Source organism: Psychrobacter sp. CAL346-MNA-CIBAN-0220 (assembly GCF_040309805.1).
GTDB lineage: Bacteria > Pseudomonadota > Gammaproteobacteria > Pseudomonadales > Moraxellaceae > Psychrobacter.
This window is the reverse complement of sequence record NZ_JBEOPF010000007.1, coordinates 12,686-28,756: the sequence shown is the minus strand read 5'-3', so window position 1 is coordinate 28,756 and position 16,071 is coordinate 12,686. Positions and strand designations below refer to the sequence as shown.

Below are 16,071 nucleotides of genomic sequence, written 5' to 3'. Positions count from 1 at the left end.
AGTGCTAAAACCAAAAAACAGCAGCCATTACAAGGGGCTGCTGTCCTAAGCGAAGTAATGAGACAAGACACTTATTTATTAACAATTAAAATCAATTATTTTGCTTTCTTCTCTACTAGCTCGCCATCGATTTGAATGGGGACATTGGTAGTGATACCGTCAGCAAAGGTGGTCATACCGTAAGCAGCGCGGTCAATATTACCGGTAGCACGAAAGCCAATGACGGGTTCTTTAGTCATTGGACTATTCGCAATTTTCTTTAGGGTGACATCTAAAGTTAATGGTTTGGTTTTACCTAATAAAGTGAAATCACCAGTCACTTTTGCTTGCTGGGGGTTGATAAAGTTTACCTGTGTGGACTTGAAGGTCATGGTAGGATATTTGGCGACATTAAAGAAGTCGTCTGTCTTTAAATGCTTATCACGAGCATCCCAAGCAGTATTAATACTGTCAGTGTCAATCACGAATTTCATCTGGGTTTTGCTGGGTGCTTTTATATCGTAATTGAGCGTGCCATCAACCTTATCAAAGCGGCCCATAGTGGTAGAAAACCCTAAATGCTCAACTTCAAAGCCCACACGGGTATGTGAGTTGTCTAGCTGCCATTGAGTCGGTAGGGCGGCGCTTGCCATAGTGGTTGCAGCAAGTACTGATCCGATAAATAAGGCTTTTGTAGGTCGTATTAATACAGAGGCTAGCGTTATATGCATTATATTTTATCCTTTTTGATGATTTGTGTTTTATGCTAGGTGACATTGATCCTATAAAACAGTTTATTGTGAATATTGACTGTGGTTGGCAATATTAATTAGATACAGGGCCTAGCACTTAGCTCTTATACTAAGTGCTTATTGTTCACAATATATTAGGGTTTATAACGTAGTAGAGGCAAAAAGTCAGTAGCATTATTAAAACTATCTTAACAATGGGACTTTAAGAGTGCAATTTACAATATAATTGACAACAACGATCATTGCTCGTAATTATGTATTTAGCCTAGGGCGTGTCATCAATTAGCACATTGGCACATTTTATGGTCTTAAAATGGCTAAATTTTCGCTAAATAGCGTCATACTTCTTGTCAATATGTTCATATTCACGGCAAAGTCTTCCTTATTTATCCTCAATTTATCTCATTTTGAGCCCCATAATCTAACTGATGACACGCTCTAGTGCAAATATGGTGTAACTATTTAATTTGATGCAATGTCGGTATTGTTTGTGGCGTGACCTTATCTGTTACCCGCGCGTATAGCTGCTTGCATCAAGCGCTAAAAACCGTTAAAATCGTCGCTTGATTTTCCCGCTGGGGAAAGGCTAAGTGAGCAGAAGTGTGGTGTTGGGTGCTGGAATAAGCCAGTGATGCAGCTGCCAGACTAGTAGATGTCCTTAGTGCCTCAGTTACGTATGTCATAGTCGGACAACCAGTCCATAACACTGAGCATACATCGGACATAGAGAGTTTATTATGCGTAAAGATATCCATCCTGCTAATTACCAAGAAGTTTTGTTCCATGATACTAACGCTGACGTGTTTTTTTTGACGCGTTCAACCGTTAATACTAAAGCCACTCGTGAATATGAAGGGACAGAATACCCATACTTCCCACTTGATATCTCAAGTGCGTCGCATCCATTCTATACTGGTGAGCAGCGTAAAACGTCTACCGAAGGCCGTGTTGCTAGCTTCAACAAACGCTTTGGTGCATTTGGTGGCCGTAATAAGAAAGCCGCTGCTGATACTGATTCTGCTGAATAAGACCCCCCTATTGTGTGAGCTTATTTTACAGAGCACTAAAAAACCGCTGATAATTCAGCGGTTTTTTTTGTTAGTCTTAAGGATTAAATTGTTGAGGGTTAAATCTATTAATAATCTTTAGATGTTGGATTTAGTAACTGAGCAATCAATGCTGCCAATTGCTGTGCCCAATATCCATAAGTTATGCTACTAGGGTGAAAGCCATCACTTGCAAACATCACCGCGATATCGATTGGCGTGCCATTAGAATGCTCTTCTATCATCCGTGCAAAGTCAGTCGCCATATAGTTGACCCCATCTTGATCCGTACAGACTTGTTGTAATATCCCATCAAGACTTGAGGCTTTAGCACCAACAAAGTTATTCAACGGAGCAGGTATCGCAGGCATTTGCGCCATCGGTGGTAGACTTAAAAAAATCAATTCTCGTACGCCAAACTTACGCTGAGCGATAGCAATAATGTCTTCAATTTGCTGTTGCCATTTACTCGTAGAGACGTTAGCAGTAGTGTCATTAACACCGACACTCAGCACCATGACATCAACGGCTTGACTAGGAGCGGGCAGTACATAAAGCCTGCGCAAAATATCGAAACTGGTATGTCCGGTGGTGGCTTGCAATGACCAATTAAGCGCGTCAAACTGGGTGCCAATAGCACGCTGTTGCTGTAAGGCGGGTATTAGCTTACCTACTAATGCCTCTTGCTGAGTCTGACTACCAACGCCTGCTGCTGCTGAATCGCCAACGATCATGAGATTTAGCGTTTGCGGATTTGAAGCTGCTGGCGTTGCAGCTATATGGCTATCTACAGAGTGCAGCTCAACATGACCAAATCGTTCGCCGTCTGGCTCAGGGAGACGTACCGTATTACGTTTGATTTTGCGCCCTTGATAAAGATAAACAGGAGCAAATAAAACGTCTTTAGCTATAGTTGCCATTTTAGTAGTCGCTACCATCCCGCACGCTCCCGAATAGTAGTGAGACTGTCTTCAATTAATAATTTACCATCGATATAAACGTCGCGTAGTAGGTTGTCTGTATCGGCGCTGAGATCTTCTGCTTTGATAGTCTGCATCTGTCCACTGCTGTCTTTTATGAGTGCGAGCCTGCCTTTTTTGGAGCGTTTAGAGTGGCTGGTGACCGGATCTTTATAGATATCTTTCCAATCGCCATTGATAGAGATCGCACTGGCTTTCATCGCCCAGCTCATAGTATCGCGATTGACTTGCTGTAGTAGTCCGCCGCCCATGCCAAAGGTAATATTGTCGGCGCTAAAGCCTGCTTTCATAACCACATCAATGATTTTGCTTAAGCTTTGCGGGCCGATACCATCACCTTGGATAATACGCACATAATCAGGCAGGACTTTATAGCCCTTACTATTAAGCGTTGTACCGAACTTCACAGCCAAGCGTTCTAATGCCTCACGGACGACTTTGGTCGGCTCACCACTGTCTGGTCGGATTACCAAGGTGCCGCCCATATTTTTGACGTCGTCTTTTAACGTATCACCCCAGATATTATCAATGGCATTCCATAAGTCATAGCTGTCGGACACCACCGAAAAGGCCTTACCCTCACCACCGAACTGTTCAATCATATTGGCAAATGCTGCGGTTTCGCCTTCGCGTCCCCAAGCAGTCATAGTACTATGTTCAGCGGCAGGAATTGAGAACGCTGGCATGTCATCACCCATTTGATACCAGCGACTGGCAGCGACCAAGGCGGTCATAGAGTCCGTACCGGCAAAGTTAACTAAGTGTGCCAAGCTACCGAGTGCTACTGACTCATGACTGGAGGCACCGCGTGAACCAAAGTCATGCAGGCGAAACGGCAGCGACTCAGTATTGTCCGCAGACTTCTCTAACGCACGGCGAATAATACTTTTGCAATAGCGCGACACACTAGCGACCGTCGATGGGTACCAAATTGCTCGTAGTAGGGCGGTCTCAATATAGCTTGGCAACCAATAGAACTCTGGATCAGTATTTATAACTTGGCAGACCACATTAGAGACCGGCACAATACTGCCCTCGGGAACGGCTTCAATGTGTAGCGGCAGATAACCACCATGTTTATCAACCAAACGCTCCCAACCAGCACGGTTAAATGTCAAACCATGCGCATGAATAACCATTTCAGCTTCATCAATATCATCATGAGTGATAGGAGTGCTCAAGTATTCTTTGATAAAGGCTTGCAGACCAAAAAACACCACATCATAGTCGCCTTTTCGTGCCTCAATATAGCTGGATAGATACTCGCTACCAGCAGGATACTGCACCCAATGTGAGGTCTTATAGCTGTCACTATTAAGAATTAAATTATTAAGATTGCTAGTATACATCACAGAACTCCTCTGCTATTAACTGCCCGTTTCGTCTATCGATTTGGGAATGGGATAAGACACTGTTATAAAATTAATAAAAACGCGATTAGAAAGTTATAAATAGGGAAAAATTGTATATAAATTAAATCCTACAATCCGACCATTTTGGTAATGATGGCATAGTGATCCTCAAACATCATTTTGGCATCAAGCTCGGCTAATGGTAACCAAAATGCCTGGGCAGCATCGTCACCCCCTTTAACTTTTGGTAGCCCTTTTGGATCGTTCTTCAGCTGAAAATAAAACGCTTGGGTAATAGTGCGTCCGCGTGCGGATCGGTACGGATCATCAAAGGTATGCTGACTGTGGCGAGAGCCGCGTAGTACCGGTTCAGGGACCTTAAGGCAAGTCTCTTCGCGTAACTCACGAATACAGGCATCAAATAAAGTCTCTTTTGGATTGATAAAACCACCGGGCAGCGCCCACAGTCCGCGACCCGGCATGCTACGTCGTTCCACTAACAAAATATGACCGGATTGTACTACCAGTGCATCCGCAGTCATAAAGGTCGGCGGATAAGGCGCAGACTCCCATTGTTTTTTATACTTATCAATAAAGTCGGCCTCTTCGTGAAGCTTTTTATAATCAGCGGTCATTTTGAAATCGTTTAGTACTTTACGAGTCGATTCAGGGGTACGCTCAGGGGTAGGGGTCGCGCCCATTAAATAGCTGTCACGAATAGGTGTGGCCGATAAATTATGATAATTGGGAACGGAAATTGATGCCCAGTTGGGGAATAGTGATAAATAATAAGACGAGCTGTCTTTTGAATGTCCAATCAAACCAATACCGGTCTGCAGGGCACCGGTCACCGATCTCACCCCGGCTTGTACATATTTCAGCCAGCGCGTGTCATTATAGAGTGCATCATCGAGCGCCACGCAGTGAATACGTGCGGCCTCATCTGCCGAGTAGGCGCCCTTGACCATGGCTGTGCGCTCAGCGACCGAAAATGGATTGCGTAAGCTACGCGGCAAGTTAGCAGATCCAATCAGTACAATCACATTATCGGCACGCTTTAACGCTTCATCAATCACGGCTTTATGCCCATGATGAAACGGCTGAAAACGACCAATAAACACCAAATAACGATGATGCTTGGTATCTTGTGTAACCTGTTGCTGGGTTGTTAATTGCTCTTCGCTAAAGTTTGGGTTGGAGTCAGAACTTGAACTAGAATTAGGGTTTGATGAGGTACTCACACAATCTCCTTTGCTTTCACTATTACTATTAGTTTTTGCCATTTTTATAACGCTAAGCTGTATTGTTCTGATAAATACCAGCAGATAGTGGCGGAGATGAAGGGGTGTTGTCAATGATTAAACGTAATGATAATAAGTTGCAAAGTCATAAAAATGCTAACCATAAAAAAACTGCTGGTAGTTACAGTCAGCTACCAGCAGTTTATTATGCTCATAATCAGGTCAATCAGTAACCAAAATTAGCTTTGTTGGCTAAACTCATTAAATGCCGCGATTGCTTCAGTCGCATACATCATTGACGGCCCGCCGCCCATAGCCACGCAGACGCCGAGTGTCTCAGAAACTTCTTGTTCTGTAGCACCAAGTTGTACTAAGGCTTTGGTATGAAAGCCAATACAAGCATCACAGCGTGATCCTACGGCCAATGCTAGAGCAATTAGCTCTTTGGTTTTTTTATCTAAGACGCCATCGGTGCTGGCAGAAGCCGCAAGTTGGCCAAAGGCTTTAGAGGTCTCAGGTATATTTTTACGTAGTTTGGCCATGTTGCTAGAAACATGGTTGGTGATAGCGGTAAATGACTTACTCATGGGTTACTCCTTAAAGTAGTCGTTGGTTATCAATATAATTAATTATAATATGTAAAATAGTATATTAAAGCAAGCTGCTTTGAATAAATGTTTGTTTCAATAGCAGGATTTTCTTGGGATTAACCCATTAAAAATAGTTAAAAACCATCAGATAAAGTTGACACTTGATAATAGTAACGTCTGCCTTAAGATATAAGTCAACCCTCTATTGCTGTCATCAGAAAAACCAATAACAGCCATGAGCACTGGTCACAGTTAAATCACAGTAGCGTAGTCGGAATTATCGTTTGAGTGCGCTATAATGGAAGTTATAATTTAATAGTTATCACGGTTAGACCCGCAAAAAGCCACGCTATGATGACTGTTAATATCCCTATATCCCCGAACTCACGACACAGCAGCCCTGATAGATATGGCGTTGATGTCATAACGCCTACAAATGAATGAGGAATGATTATGAGTGAACAGACCCCAACAGATACCGCACCTACGGACTATGAATCAGCGTTAGATACTGAGCAAACTGAAACCAAAAGCAATATCACTATCACCGAAGCAGCCCAAGGTTACCTGGCAGATTTGCTCTCTAAGCAAGATACTGATGGTATTGGCGTGCGTATCTTTGTCGAACATCCGGGTACGCCGCGTGCTGAATGTTGCATGGCCTATAACCAACCGGGCGAAGAAGATAGCGCTGATTTGCAGTTCAGCTATGACGATTTCTCTGCTTTTATTGAAGCAGCTTCTGTCCCCTATTTAGAAGATGCGGTTATTGATTATAATAAGGATCGCTTTGGAGGCCAATTAACCTTCCGTGCCCCCAATTCTAAAGTGCCCAAAGTCGGTGCTGATGCCAGTGTCGAAGAGCGCATTATCTATATATTGCAATCAGAGATTAATCCTGGTTTGGCTGCCCACGGTGGTATGGTTGACTTGCTTGAGCTGATTGAAGAAGACGGTATAGGCCTCACAGCCGTATTGAAGTTTGGCGGCGGTTGCCAAGGCTGCTCTGCAGTCGATATGACTTTGCGTCAGGGTGTGGAAGTACAGCTTAAACAGCAAATACCTGAGCTGACCCAAGTTATCGATGAGACTGACCATACCAGCACTGAAAATGCCTATTATAAATAAAAATTACGACAGGTTATGACTGCTTACTACCGCTATTGATTAAAACACCAATTATCACGGTTATTAGTTAAGAAACCAGAAATTTGCTATTATTTTTATAAAAAAGCTGAGTTATGATGCACTCAGCTTTTTTTATTGCCACGGTTTAAGTGGTAGTATGGTTTAGGTGATTGTTTTTTAATTAACGTCTTTTAATTGATGCTAAGGAATAGGTTATGAGTAACGGACAACCCAATAACAGCTCAAATGAACATGCAAATAACGCGGCAGAGCGGACACCGCATTTAGAAACTCTTGCTATTCACGCCGGCTATAGCGTTGAGCCCACTACCAAAGCAGTGGCAGTACCTATTTATCACACTAGCTCGTACGCGTTTGATGATACCCAGCATGGGGCAGATTTGTTTGATTTGAAGGTGGCAGGCAATATTTATACCCGTATTATGAATCCGACTAATGCGGTACTTGAGGAACGCGTCGCAGCACTTGAAGGTGGCATCGGCGGCTTGGCAGTAGCGTCAGGAATGGCAGCGATCACTTATGCGATACAAACCATTTGTGAAATGGGGGACAATATTGTAACCACCTCAACGTTATATGGCGGTACTTATAATTTATTTGCTCATGCCTTACCGCGCCAAGGTATCGAAGTACGCTTCTTTGACCATACTAATCCAGAGTCCATCCGCGATTTAATCGATGATAAAACTAAGATGGTTTTTGCAGAAAGTATCGGTAACCCACTCGGTAACATCGTTGATATTCAAGCGCTAAGTGATATCGCTCATGAATATGGTGTGCCAGTAGTGATCGATAATACAGTGGCTACGCCAGCACTCTGCCGTCCGTTTGAGTTTGGGGCCGATATCGTCGTGCATTCATTAACCAAATATATGAGCGGAACAGGCACCTCAATTGGTGGTGCTATTGTCGATAGTGGCAAATTTGCATGGGGCGACTATCCTGAACGTTTTCCGCTGCTGAATACGCCCGATGCTAGCTATCATGGGGTGAACTTCGTTAAAGACGTCGGTGCTGCGGCCTTTATCGCGCGCGCTCGTGTGGCCCCACTGCGTAATACTGGGGCGGCGTTAAGTCCGTTAAATGCCTTTAGTATTATGCAAGGGATGGAAACGTTGAGCTTACGCATGGAGCGTCATGTACAAAACGCCCAAGCCGTTGCTGAATATCTGCGCGACCATGACAAAGTGGCTTGGGTTAAGTATGCCGGTCTGCCAGATCATCCTGATCATGAGCTTGCCCAGCGCTATATGAAAGGTACGCCATCTTCGATTTTAACCTTTGGCGTAAAAGGCGGACTCGAAGCAGGCGCGCGCTTTATTGATGCCTTGCAGCTGATTACGCGATTAGTGAATATTGGCGATGCCAAATCATTAGCTTGTCATCCAGCGACCACTACCCATCGCCAGCTGAGTGAAGAAGAATTGGAAAAGGCAGGCGTAAGTACAGATATGGTGCGACTGTCGATTGGTATTGAGCATATCGAAGATATTAAAGCGGACTTAGCACAAGCATTAGCTTCTGCTTAATTTGTAATTTACTGCTTAATTAAATGTAGAGCAGCTCGTAAAATGAAAAAGCCCATATCGTCCTGATATGGGCTTTTTGTTGTTTTGTCAGGAATTAAAAAATTTTATTAATTTAATACAAGATTAAGATATATGCGGTTATGACAATCTAATATAGAACGCTCGACTGCGTTGTTCGCACATTCTCAAAGCCACTCATTTATCTTTAGTAAATCGCATCCATTATACATAGTCTTATGTAATATCATCTACAACGCTGGCGTCTTAAACAGACAGTACCCGATGAGCGATATCTTGATAGTCTTGCGATGCTAAACGTGGACCGAACTGTTGAATCACTTGAGCGGACACTTCGCTGGCAAGTCGACCACACTCTGGCAGCGTATATTGCTGCGATAAGGCATATAAGAACGCCCCCGCATAGTTATCTCCAGCACCATTGGTATCAATGACATCGGCAACTTTTGGTGTGGCAACGTCATGAATTTTGACTTCTGTCCCATTATCAGGTTTATGCGCGATAACAGCACCCTTTGGACCATTAGTGACAACCGCAATTTGACAGTACTCAAGCAGGGCTCGTGCTGCTGCTTTGAGCTGTTTTTTATCTGTAAATAACCGAGCTTCTTCACTATTACAAAATATCACTGCAACTTTGTTGCCGAGCATATTAAGTAGGCCTTCTTTAGCAAACTTCACCACCGCTGGATCGGCAAAGCTCACCGCGATTTTAGCATTATGAATACCCGCTTGTTGGCGCAGCTTAATCATCGCTGGCTGGATACTCTCAGACATCGCCAAATAACCTTCTAGATATAGCCAATCCGCTTGCGTTAAGGCCTCAAAATCAACATTAGCTGCGGTAATATCGCTTGAGGTGCCAAGATAAGTTTGCATGGTGCGCTCGCCATCATCGGTCACCGCCACTACGCATGAGCCAGTGACACCGCCAGCATGGATTGATTGTTCTGAGGTCGCAACGCCGGCTTGGTGTAAGTCCTGTAGATAAAACTGACCTTGTTTGTCATCACCGACGCGGCAGGCATAAAACGGCTTACCACCTAAGCTGGCAAAGGTAAACATTGCATTGGCTGCTGAGCCACCACCGGCTTGTTTTGATGGCTCAATTTCTGCGAGTTGAAAATAGGCTAACAGCTGTTGCTGCTCTTCAATACCTGCCAGCGTCATATTGCCTTTGGTGAGCTCAGTTTCTTCTAACGCGGCATCGCTCAACACATATTCATGGTCAACCAACGCATTACCTATTGCCATCACGTCGTACATTACTTATTTCCCCTAACTTAATTTTGGAAAAGATAAATACTTCTCTGTAATAGTTACTACTAATAGCAGATGTATTCAATCTTATCTAAAAGTATTATGAATGCGACTTAGTAAAGAGGCTATTTATTAAAGAAATCTTTAATTCCTTTGTTTACCAGCTCTAAAAGCCGCTCGTTTGTCTTTTCCAAATTGCTATAAAAGCTGTGTGCTAATTTTAGCTTACAACTGATATCTGTTTGCTACTCAGCCTGTAGCTCAAGTAAGCGCTGATATAACGCATTCTTTTTCACACCCGTAATATCAGCAGCTAAGGCCGCTGCTTTTTTAACTGATAAATCGATTAATAAGCGCTGTAATAGCGCATCATGGATACTAATATCATCGTCGTCTTGTACGGCGTTATCACCAGCCACTACCACCACCATCTCACCGCGCTGCTGATTGTCATCAGCTTGCACAAACTCAATTAAGGCGCCAAGGGTCGATTTATGAACTGTCTCAAAAGTCTTAGTCAACTCCCGGCAAAAGGTCACGCCGCGATTGGTACCAAATACTTCTGCCATATCCTTAAGGCTCGCAACAATACGATGCGGGGCTTCATAAAAAATCAAGGTTTCAGGGCGCGTCTTTAGCGCCGTAAGTTGTTTTTGTCGACCATGAGTCTTGGCGTTTAAAAAACCAATAAAGCTAAAACGGTCGGAGGGCAACCCCGCCACTGATAGCGCAGCAATAGCGGCCGAAGCCCCAACAATAGGGGATACTGCAACGCCTGCTGCATGCGCTGCTTGTACCAATTGGTAACCGGGATCACTGACCAATGGCGTTCCGGCATCACTAATCAAGGCGACCGAATGCCCTTCCTGAATCATCTCAATAATTTTGGGCGTTTGAATCGCACTGTTATGTTCGTGATACGCCCACAGTTTGTTATGACCTTTTTTATTATCAGGGGTTATGCTGTCATCTTTGCCAACCGTCTCGTCGTCATTATTATTCTTGCTACCTTTGGTATCAATCCCAAAATGCGCCAATAGTCTACCGGAGGTGCGTGTGTCTTCACAAGCGATAATAGCGACCTGCTTTAAAGTATCAATTGCGTGCGGTGTCATGTCGCTTAAATTACCAATTGGAGTGGCAACGATATATAGGCAAGCCGGCATCAAAGTAGGGGTAGACATGAAAACCTCGGGAATGTTAAAGAGAATAAGTATGACTGAACCATTACCGATAAAATGCCGCTTATAAAAGCAGTTATTGAGATGCGGCAAACGCCCAAAAGTGGTTAGTTTAGCATGATGTGCTATGATAAAACTGAATTGCCTGATATGCCGTCTGTCATTTTTGATGACAATTAAGGTTTATTAATAAAACATAATTGTCGTTAGATTAAAATAGGGAATCGTGGGCTATGGCGAAGCATGGTGCTAATAACAGCTCTGATCAAAGTAACCGTCATCGCCCGCTGATATTGACCTCACCTAAGCAGCGCCAAGGCAGTTATTTTGAGAAGCAAGCTTTGATGTTTTTGCAGAACCAAGGTTTGATACTTATTGCCCAAAACTGGCAACAGCCTAAAGTTGGCGAGCTGGATTTAGTCATGCTAGAGACGGGGCAGGCATGGTCGACTGTTGTATTTATTGAAGTACGTCAGCGGCGGCGTTCAAGCTTTGGTGATGCAGCACTTAGTGTTACTAAAGCTAAGCAGCGCAAAATTATCAAGACTACCAAATATTTTTTACAGCACTATCCTGAGTATGCCAACTATGACTGTCGGTTCGATGTGATTGCTTATAATATTGCTAGGTCTACTGCTAGTATGGATAGCGTTGAAACCGCTGACGATACAAAACCACCTTATCGACCAGAATGGTTAGTAGGTGCCTTTATCGCAAAGGCGTGGTAGTTACACTTACAGTAAAACCAAGCTAGCTGACGGTGTTAGCTTATAAACAATGTCATACAACAAACTGCCGTTACCAAATACCTAAATATTGATGATAAAAATTAAGTAAAGTACCCAAAATAATCGCAATAATCATATTATAGATGATGTTTTAAACAACACTCTAAACAATGCTTTATGAGGTAAATAATGACTATGATGCATTCGCTCATCGCTACTTCTAGCTTGCCCCGTCGTGCCGTAATTGGCGCTATAGTAATAACTGCTATCGCCAGCACCGGCTGCGCGACTAATTATCTCACCAATAGTACTGATGGCACTTATGGGGTACCGGTGACTGAACGTACCATCCCGCAACGTTTGCTTGATCGTAGTATTGAACATACGGTAAAAATTAATGTTTATGGGCTACAAGAAAATTTGCAACAAAACAGCCGTATGAGTATTGATAGCTTTAACAGTGAAGTACTGCTTGCTGGTGAAGTGCCCACTGAGGCGCTCAAAGCGCAAATTGAGCAGGTCGTTAGCTCCATGCCAGACATACGCCGTGTCTATAATGAGCTTAATGTGAGTGTTGCTAAAGGCTATAGCTCAACCGTACATGACACTTATATCAACTCAAAGTTGATGGCGAAGGTTGCGGCTAACGATAACGTCAAAGCGTCACAGATTAGAGCAGTGACTAATGATGGTGTGGTTTATGTGATGGGACGGATGACGCCGACTCAGCAAAGCCACCTGATCGATGTTGCTAACAGTACGGTAGGTATTACTGAGCTGGTATTATTAACCACTTTATTTGATGATACAGGTGCTCCTATTAGTGATGAAGATATTATGTTTGAAAGTAATTTAGCAGATACTACCAGGCAACCCACTGCCATTATCTCCCAGCCCAGCGTTAGAAACTCTGTGGCAACAGGGGCAGAGGGCAACACCGCATCGGTAGAATTGTCAGAAGATACTGACTCAGTAGAGCAAGCGCCTTCAAGCCCTTATATTGATCGTTATCAAACTCCTTAAACAACTATTATAAATAAATGATTATAAATTCATCTGCCTCTGAATTTATCTGCCTTTGTAAATAGAGCTTTATGAGTGATTATTCGTTTTATGAGTAATTACTTATAAGCGTATGCTGCTAGTATCGACAAATTATTCGTTACCAGGTACTTACTGGCAGACGCTTTATTTTTCTATCGTTTTAAAAGTATGGTGCTCACAAGAATCCTAAACAGTCATAACATTAAAAACACGGCAAACCCTAATAAAACCAGTAAGATGATAATTGCTAAAAAATGACAGTAAATATGATAATAAAATAATCTGTAAAGCAGCTAGCCTATCGGCGACTGTTGACTATACGACAAAGGAATACTGGCTATGAAGGATTCAAATAAAGCCCCACAATATAGTGAACTCCCTGATACAAACCCGCATGAGCCTATAGCAAAAAAAATAATTCATAAACCGTTTAAACTGGCAAGTGTAGGGGTGACTGCTGTAGTAGCAATAGGAGGTATAGCCTTCGCAGCCCAGCAAGCGCAAGCTTTATCAGCCCTTGATGTGGTCAATAGTATTACCTCAAGTGGCGGTGTTGGGGTCAGTAAAAATATCTTATATGGTGATCGGCCATTACAAGATTTGGACATGTATTACCCTAAGCCATTGGCTCAAGCGATGCAGGATCAGCGTACAATAAACGAAAGCTATCCGATGATAGTGTTCGTCCATGGTGGCTCATGGGAGAGTGGTAGCAAGGAAGATTATGCCTTTATCGGGCAAAGCTTCGCGCAAGCAGGCTATGTCACAGCAGTTATTAACTATCGTAAAGCCCCCGAACACGTCTATCCGGACTATGTTGAAGACACCGCTAAGGCGATTGCATGGAGCTATGATAATGCCGCAAGTTTCCATGCCGATCCCCAACGTTTTGCAGTAGTCGGTCACTCTGCTGGTGCTTTTAATATGATGGCTGCAGTATCAAACGCAGACTTTCTAGCGCCCTATGGTGTCAGTCCAAAGAATATCAGAGCTGTAGTCGGTATTGCTGGACCTTATAGCTATGATTTTCGTCAATTTAGTAGCGCTACGGCCTTTGCAGCAGATGCAACCCCTGATGAAGTCATGCCAGATCGGCATATAAAAGGGACTCAGCCGCCTTATCTACTGTTGACCGCTGAAAACGATAAAACTGTCTATGAACAAAATACTATTAAGATGACAAAAGCCTTAAGAGCGTATGGTGCAACCGTTGAAAATGGTGAAATTAAAGGCGCCAGTCATGCGACTAGTATAGGCGCGATGGCATCGCCTCTGCGCTGGGTTAATGATGTCCGTGCGCAAGTATTAAATTATTTAGATAAAGAGCTTAAGTGATAACCGATATAATAATAGTTTTATAATTATGGTCTTATAGCTGTAGTCCTCTACAGCCGAAAGCTTTTTACCTGATGAGGCTATGGACGCTTTTCCATAGACAGTACTGTAAGATAGTCAAACTCTTGTTATAATAGTTCTATTTTGCATACTGCTATTCTAAAAAGTAACGCCATTTAAACGAAAAACAGGACATTCTATGAGCATGAACGCTGACGATTTGATCGCATTTTTACAGCAGCACTTTCCAGACGCCATTATCCAAGCCGCCAATCAAGGTAATAAATTTGATGTGCGAGTGGTCGATGCCAGCTTTGAGGGCAGACGTTCCGTACAACGCCAGCAAGCTATCTATGCGCTGGTTAATGATAAGATTGCTAGCGGCGATATTCATGCGCTAAATATCCAAGCGTTAACACCTGCTGAATGGGACGTTCAATCACAGGGTTAAATGCTATTGTTCCAAAGTCTATATAGTTATTTTGCAGACAGTGGAGCGCTTCATTTTTTAGCTCACTATCCTTGTTTTCCACACTTATATTTCCACATTAACAGTTAGGTTGTCACGTCTATGGATCAGTTTCTAATCACCGGTAGCAGTCGTATCGCAGGGGAAGTCAACATCTCGGGTGCCAAAAATGCCGCCTTGCCTTTACTTGCGGCTATGATATTAGCTGAGACCCCAACGACTTTGCATAACGTGCCTTCATTACAAGATGTACGAACCTTGATTAAGCTGATTGCAGGCATGGGCATCGATATCCAAAAGCAAGGCGATACGGTTACTTGTGATACCAAAAATATCGATAATTTTTATGCGCCTTACGACTTAGTTAAAACCATGCGGGCATCCATTCTAGTACTTGGGCCTTTGCTGGCACGTTTTGGTGAGGCAGAAGTTTCATTACCAGGCGGCTGCGCGATTGGCTCGCGTCCCGTTGATCAGCATCTTAAAGCCTTTGAGGCGATGGGTGCTGAAATTACCGTAGAAAACGGCTACGTCAAAGCCCAGGCGCCTAAAGGTGGCAAGCTGCTGGGTTGTCATTTTTCCTTTGATATGATTACGGTCGGAGGTACTGAAAACGTTATCATGGCAGCGGCATTAGCCAAAGGAACAACTGTTTTAGGTAACTGTGCGCTTGAGCCAGAAGTGGTTGATTTGGCCAATATGCTGGTCGCAATGGGCGCTAAAATTAGTGGTATTGGCACCGCGACCATGACTATTGAAGGCGTTGAGCGTCTGCACGGTTGTGAGTATTCAGTAGTGCCAGATCGTATCGAGACAGGATCCTATTTAGCAGGGGCATTGATGACTCGCGGTGATGTACTGACCAAAAATACTTCTGCTGCGCTACTGTATCCAGTGCTAGAAAAGTTTGAAGCGATGGGTGCCACGATTACTACGGGTGATGATTGGATTCGCGCCGTGATGAAAGGACGTCCAAAACCGGTCGATATTCGTACCCAACCGCATCCTGGGTTTCCTACCGACATGCAAGCGCAAGTAATGGCTATTGCTTGTCTCGCTGATGGCACCAGTACTTTTATCGAAAACATCTTTGAAAACCGCTATATGCATGTTCCTGAGCTCAATCGTTTGGGCGCCTCTATTCAAGTAGATGGGCATACTGCGGTGGTTAAAGGGGTTGAATGCTTTACCGCTGCCCCGGTGATGGCAACTGATTTGCGTGCCTCAATGTCATTAGTGATGGCCGCTGCTGCCGCTGAAGGTGAGAGCTTGATAGATCGTATTTATCATATTGATCGTGGCTATGAAGATGTGGAAAATAAGTTGCGTGCTTTAGGGGTTAATATTGAGCGTATCAATACTAACGACTAGCTGTCAGTACTCAGCGCTTAGACTTATCTATATTATGAAACTTAGCA

General features: G+C 43.5%; 15 protein-coding genes. 8 read left to right on the top strand and 7 right to left on the bottom strand.

Annotation, left to right across the window (positions count from 1 at the left end):
- Positions 1 to 95: 95 nt before the first annotated feature.
- A complete protein-coding gene (locus AAEY88_RS11880; protein WP_350562671.1) occupies positions 96 to 710 on the bottom strand; it encodes a YceI family protein in 615 nt (204 codons plus the stop codon).
- 758 nt (positions 711 to 1,468) lie between these two features.
- Between AAEY88_RS11880 and AAEY88_RS11875 the strand changes: the two genes are divergently transcribed.
- Positions 1,469 to 1,759 (top strand): type B 50S ribosomal protein L31, encoded by a 291-nt coding sequence (locus tag AAEY88_RS11875; RefSeq protein WP_350562669.1) that lies wholly within the window; start codon positions 1,469 to 1,471, stop codon positions 1,757 to 1,759.
- Between the two features lie 107 nt (positions 1,760 to 1,866).
- On the opposite strand, the gene AAEY88_RS11870 is transcribed toward AAEY88_RS11875, so the two are convergent.
- The 4 genes from AAEY88_RS11870 to AAEY88_RS11855 all read right to left on the bottom strand — a co-directional run bounded on the left by AAEY88_RS11870 (position 1,867) and on the right by AAEY88_RS11855 (position 5,937).
- Positions 1,867 to 2,715, bottom strand: coding sequence for an SGNH/GDSL hydrolase family protein (locus AAEY88_RS11870; RefSeq protein WP_350562667.1), 849 nt, complete (start codon positions 2,713 to 2,715; stop codon positions 1,867 to 1,869).
- On the bottom strand, positions 2,709 to 4,106 hold the full coding sequence (locus AAEY88_RS11865; RefSeq protein WP_350562665.1) for a nicotinate phosphoribosyltransferase: 1,398 nt from the start codon (positions 4,104 to 4,106) through the stop codon (positions 2,709 to 2,711). Before AAEY88_RS11865 ends, AAEY88_RS11870 begins: the two co-directional genes overlap by 7 nt.
- A 131-nt stretch (positions 4,107 to 4,237) precedes the next feature.
- A complete protein-coding gene (locus AAEY88_RS11860) occupies positions 4,238 to 5,350 on the bottom strand; it encodes a bifunctional nicotinamide-nucleotide adenylyltransferase/Nudix hydroxylase (protein ID WP_350562663.1) in 1,113 nt (370 codons plus the stop codon).
- Positions 5,351 to 5,589: 239 nt separating this feature from the next.
- Positions 5,590 to 5,937 (bottom strand): carboxymuconolactone decarboxylase family protein, encoded by a 348-nt coding sequence (locus AAEY88_RS11855; RefSeq protein WP_350562661.1) that lies wholly within the window; start codon positions 5,935 to 5,937, stop codon positions 5,590 to 5,592.
- A gap of 456 nt (positions 5,938 to 6,393) precedes the next feature.
- Between AAEY88_RS11855 and nfuA the strand changes: the two genes are divergently transcribed.
- The gene (gene nfuA, locus AAEY88_RS11850; protein ID WP_350562659.1) at positions 6,394 to 7,068 is read left to right on the top strand and encodes a Fe-S biogenesis protein NfuA; all 675 of its coding nucleotides are present in this window, start codon (positions 6,394 to 6,396) and stop codon (positions 7,066 to 7,068) included.
- Positions 7,069 to 7,283: 215 nt separating this feature from the next.
- Positions 7,284 to 8,618 carry an aminotransferase class V-fold PLP-dependent enzyme gene (locus tag AAEY88_RS11845; RefSeq protein ID WP_350562657.1) on the top strand — a complete coding sequence of 445 codons (1,335 nt, stop codon included), beginning with the start codon at positions 7,284 to 7,286 and terminating at the stop codon, positions 8,616 to 8,618.
- A 264-nt stretch (positions 8,619 to 8,882) separates the two neighbouring features.
- On the opposite strand, the gene AAEY88_RS11840 is transcribed toward AAEY88_RS11845, so the two are convergent.
- Positions 8,883 to 9,902 (bottom strand): adenosine kinase, encoded by a 1,020-nt coding sequence (locus tag AAEY88_RS11840; protein ID WP_350562655.1) that lies wholly within the window; start codon positions 9,900 to 9,902, stop codon positions 8,883 to 8,885.
- Between the two features lie 239 nt (positions 9,903 to 10,141).
- A complete protein-coding gene (gene rsmI / locus AAEY88_RS11835; RefSeq protein WP_350562653.1) occupies positions 10,142 to 11,080 on the bottom strand; it encodes a 16S rRNA (cytidine(1402)-2'-O)-methyltransferase in 939 nt (312 codons plus the stop codon).
- Between the two features lie 230 nt (positions 11,081 to 11,310).
- Between rsmI and AAEY88_RS11830 the strand changes: the two genes are divergently transcribed.
- The 5 genes from AAEY88_RS11830 (at position 11,311) to murA (ending at position 16,024) form a co-directional block, all read left to right on the top strand.
- Positions 11,311 to 11,805, top strand: coding sequence for a YraN family protein (locus AAEY88_RS11830; protein ID WP_350562651.1), 495 nt, complete (start codon positions 11,311 to 11,313; stop codon positions 11,803 to 11,805).
- A gap of 189 nt (positions 11,806 to 11,994) precedes the next feature.
- Positions 11,995 to 12,828 (top strand): BON domain-containing protein, encoded by an 834-nt coding sequence (locus AAEY88_RS11825; RefSeq protein ID WP_350562649.1) that lies wholly within the window; start codon positions 11,995 to 11,997, stop codon positions 12,826 to 12,828.
- A gap of 360 nt (positions 12,829 to 13,188) precedes the next feature.
- Complete coding sequence (locus AAEY88_RS11820) at positions 13,189 to 14,184, top strand: alpha/beta hydrolase (RefSeq protein WP_350562647.1); 996 nt, start codon at positions 13,189 to 13,191, stop codon at positions 14,182 to 14,184.
- Between the two features lie 199 nt (positions 14,185 to 14,383).
- Positions 14,384 to 14,635, top strand: a complete 252-nt coding sequence (locus tag AAEY88_RS11815; RefSeq protein ID WP_350562645.1) for a BolA/IbaG family iron-sulfur metabolism protein — start codon at positions 14,384 to 14,386, stop codon at positions 14,633 to 14,635.
- A gap of 120 nt (positions 14,636 to 14,755) precedes the next feature.
- Positions 14,756 to 16,024 carry a UDP-N-acetylglucosamine 1-carboxyvinyltransferase gene (gene murA, locus AAEY88_RS11810; RefSeq protein WP_350562643.1) on the top strand — a complete coding sequence of 423 codons (1,269 nt, stop codon included), beginning with the start codon at positions 14,756 to 14,758 and terminating at the stop codon, positions 16,022 to 16,024.
- Positions 16,025 to 16,071: the final 47 nt, after the last annotated feature.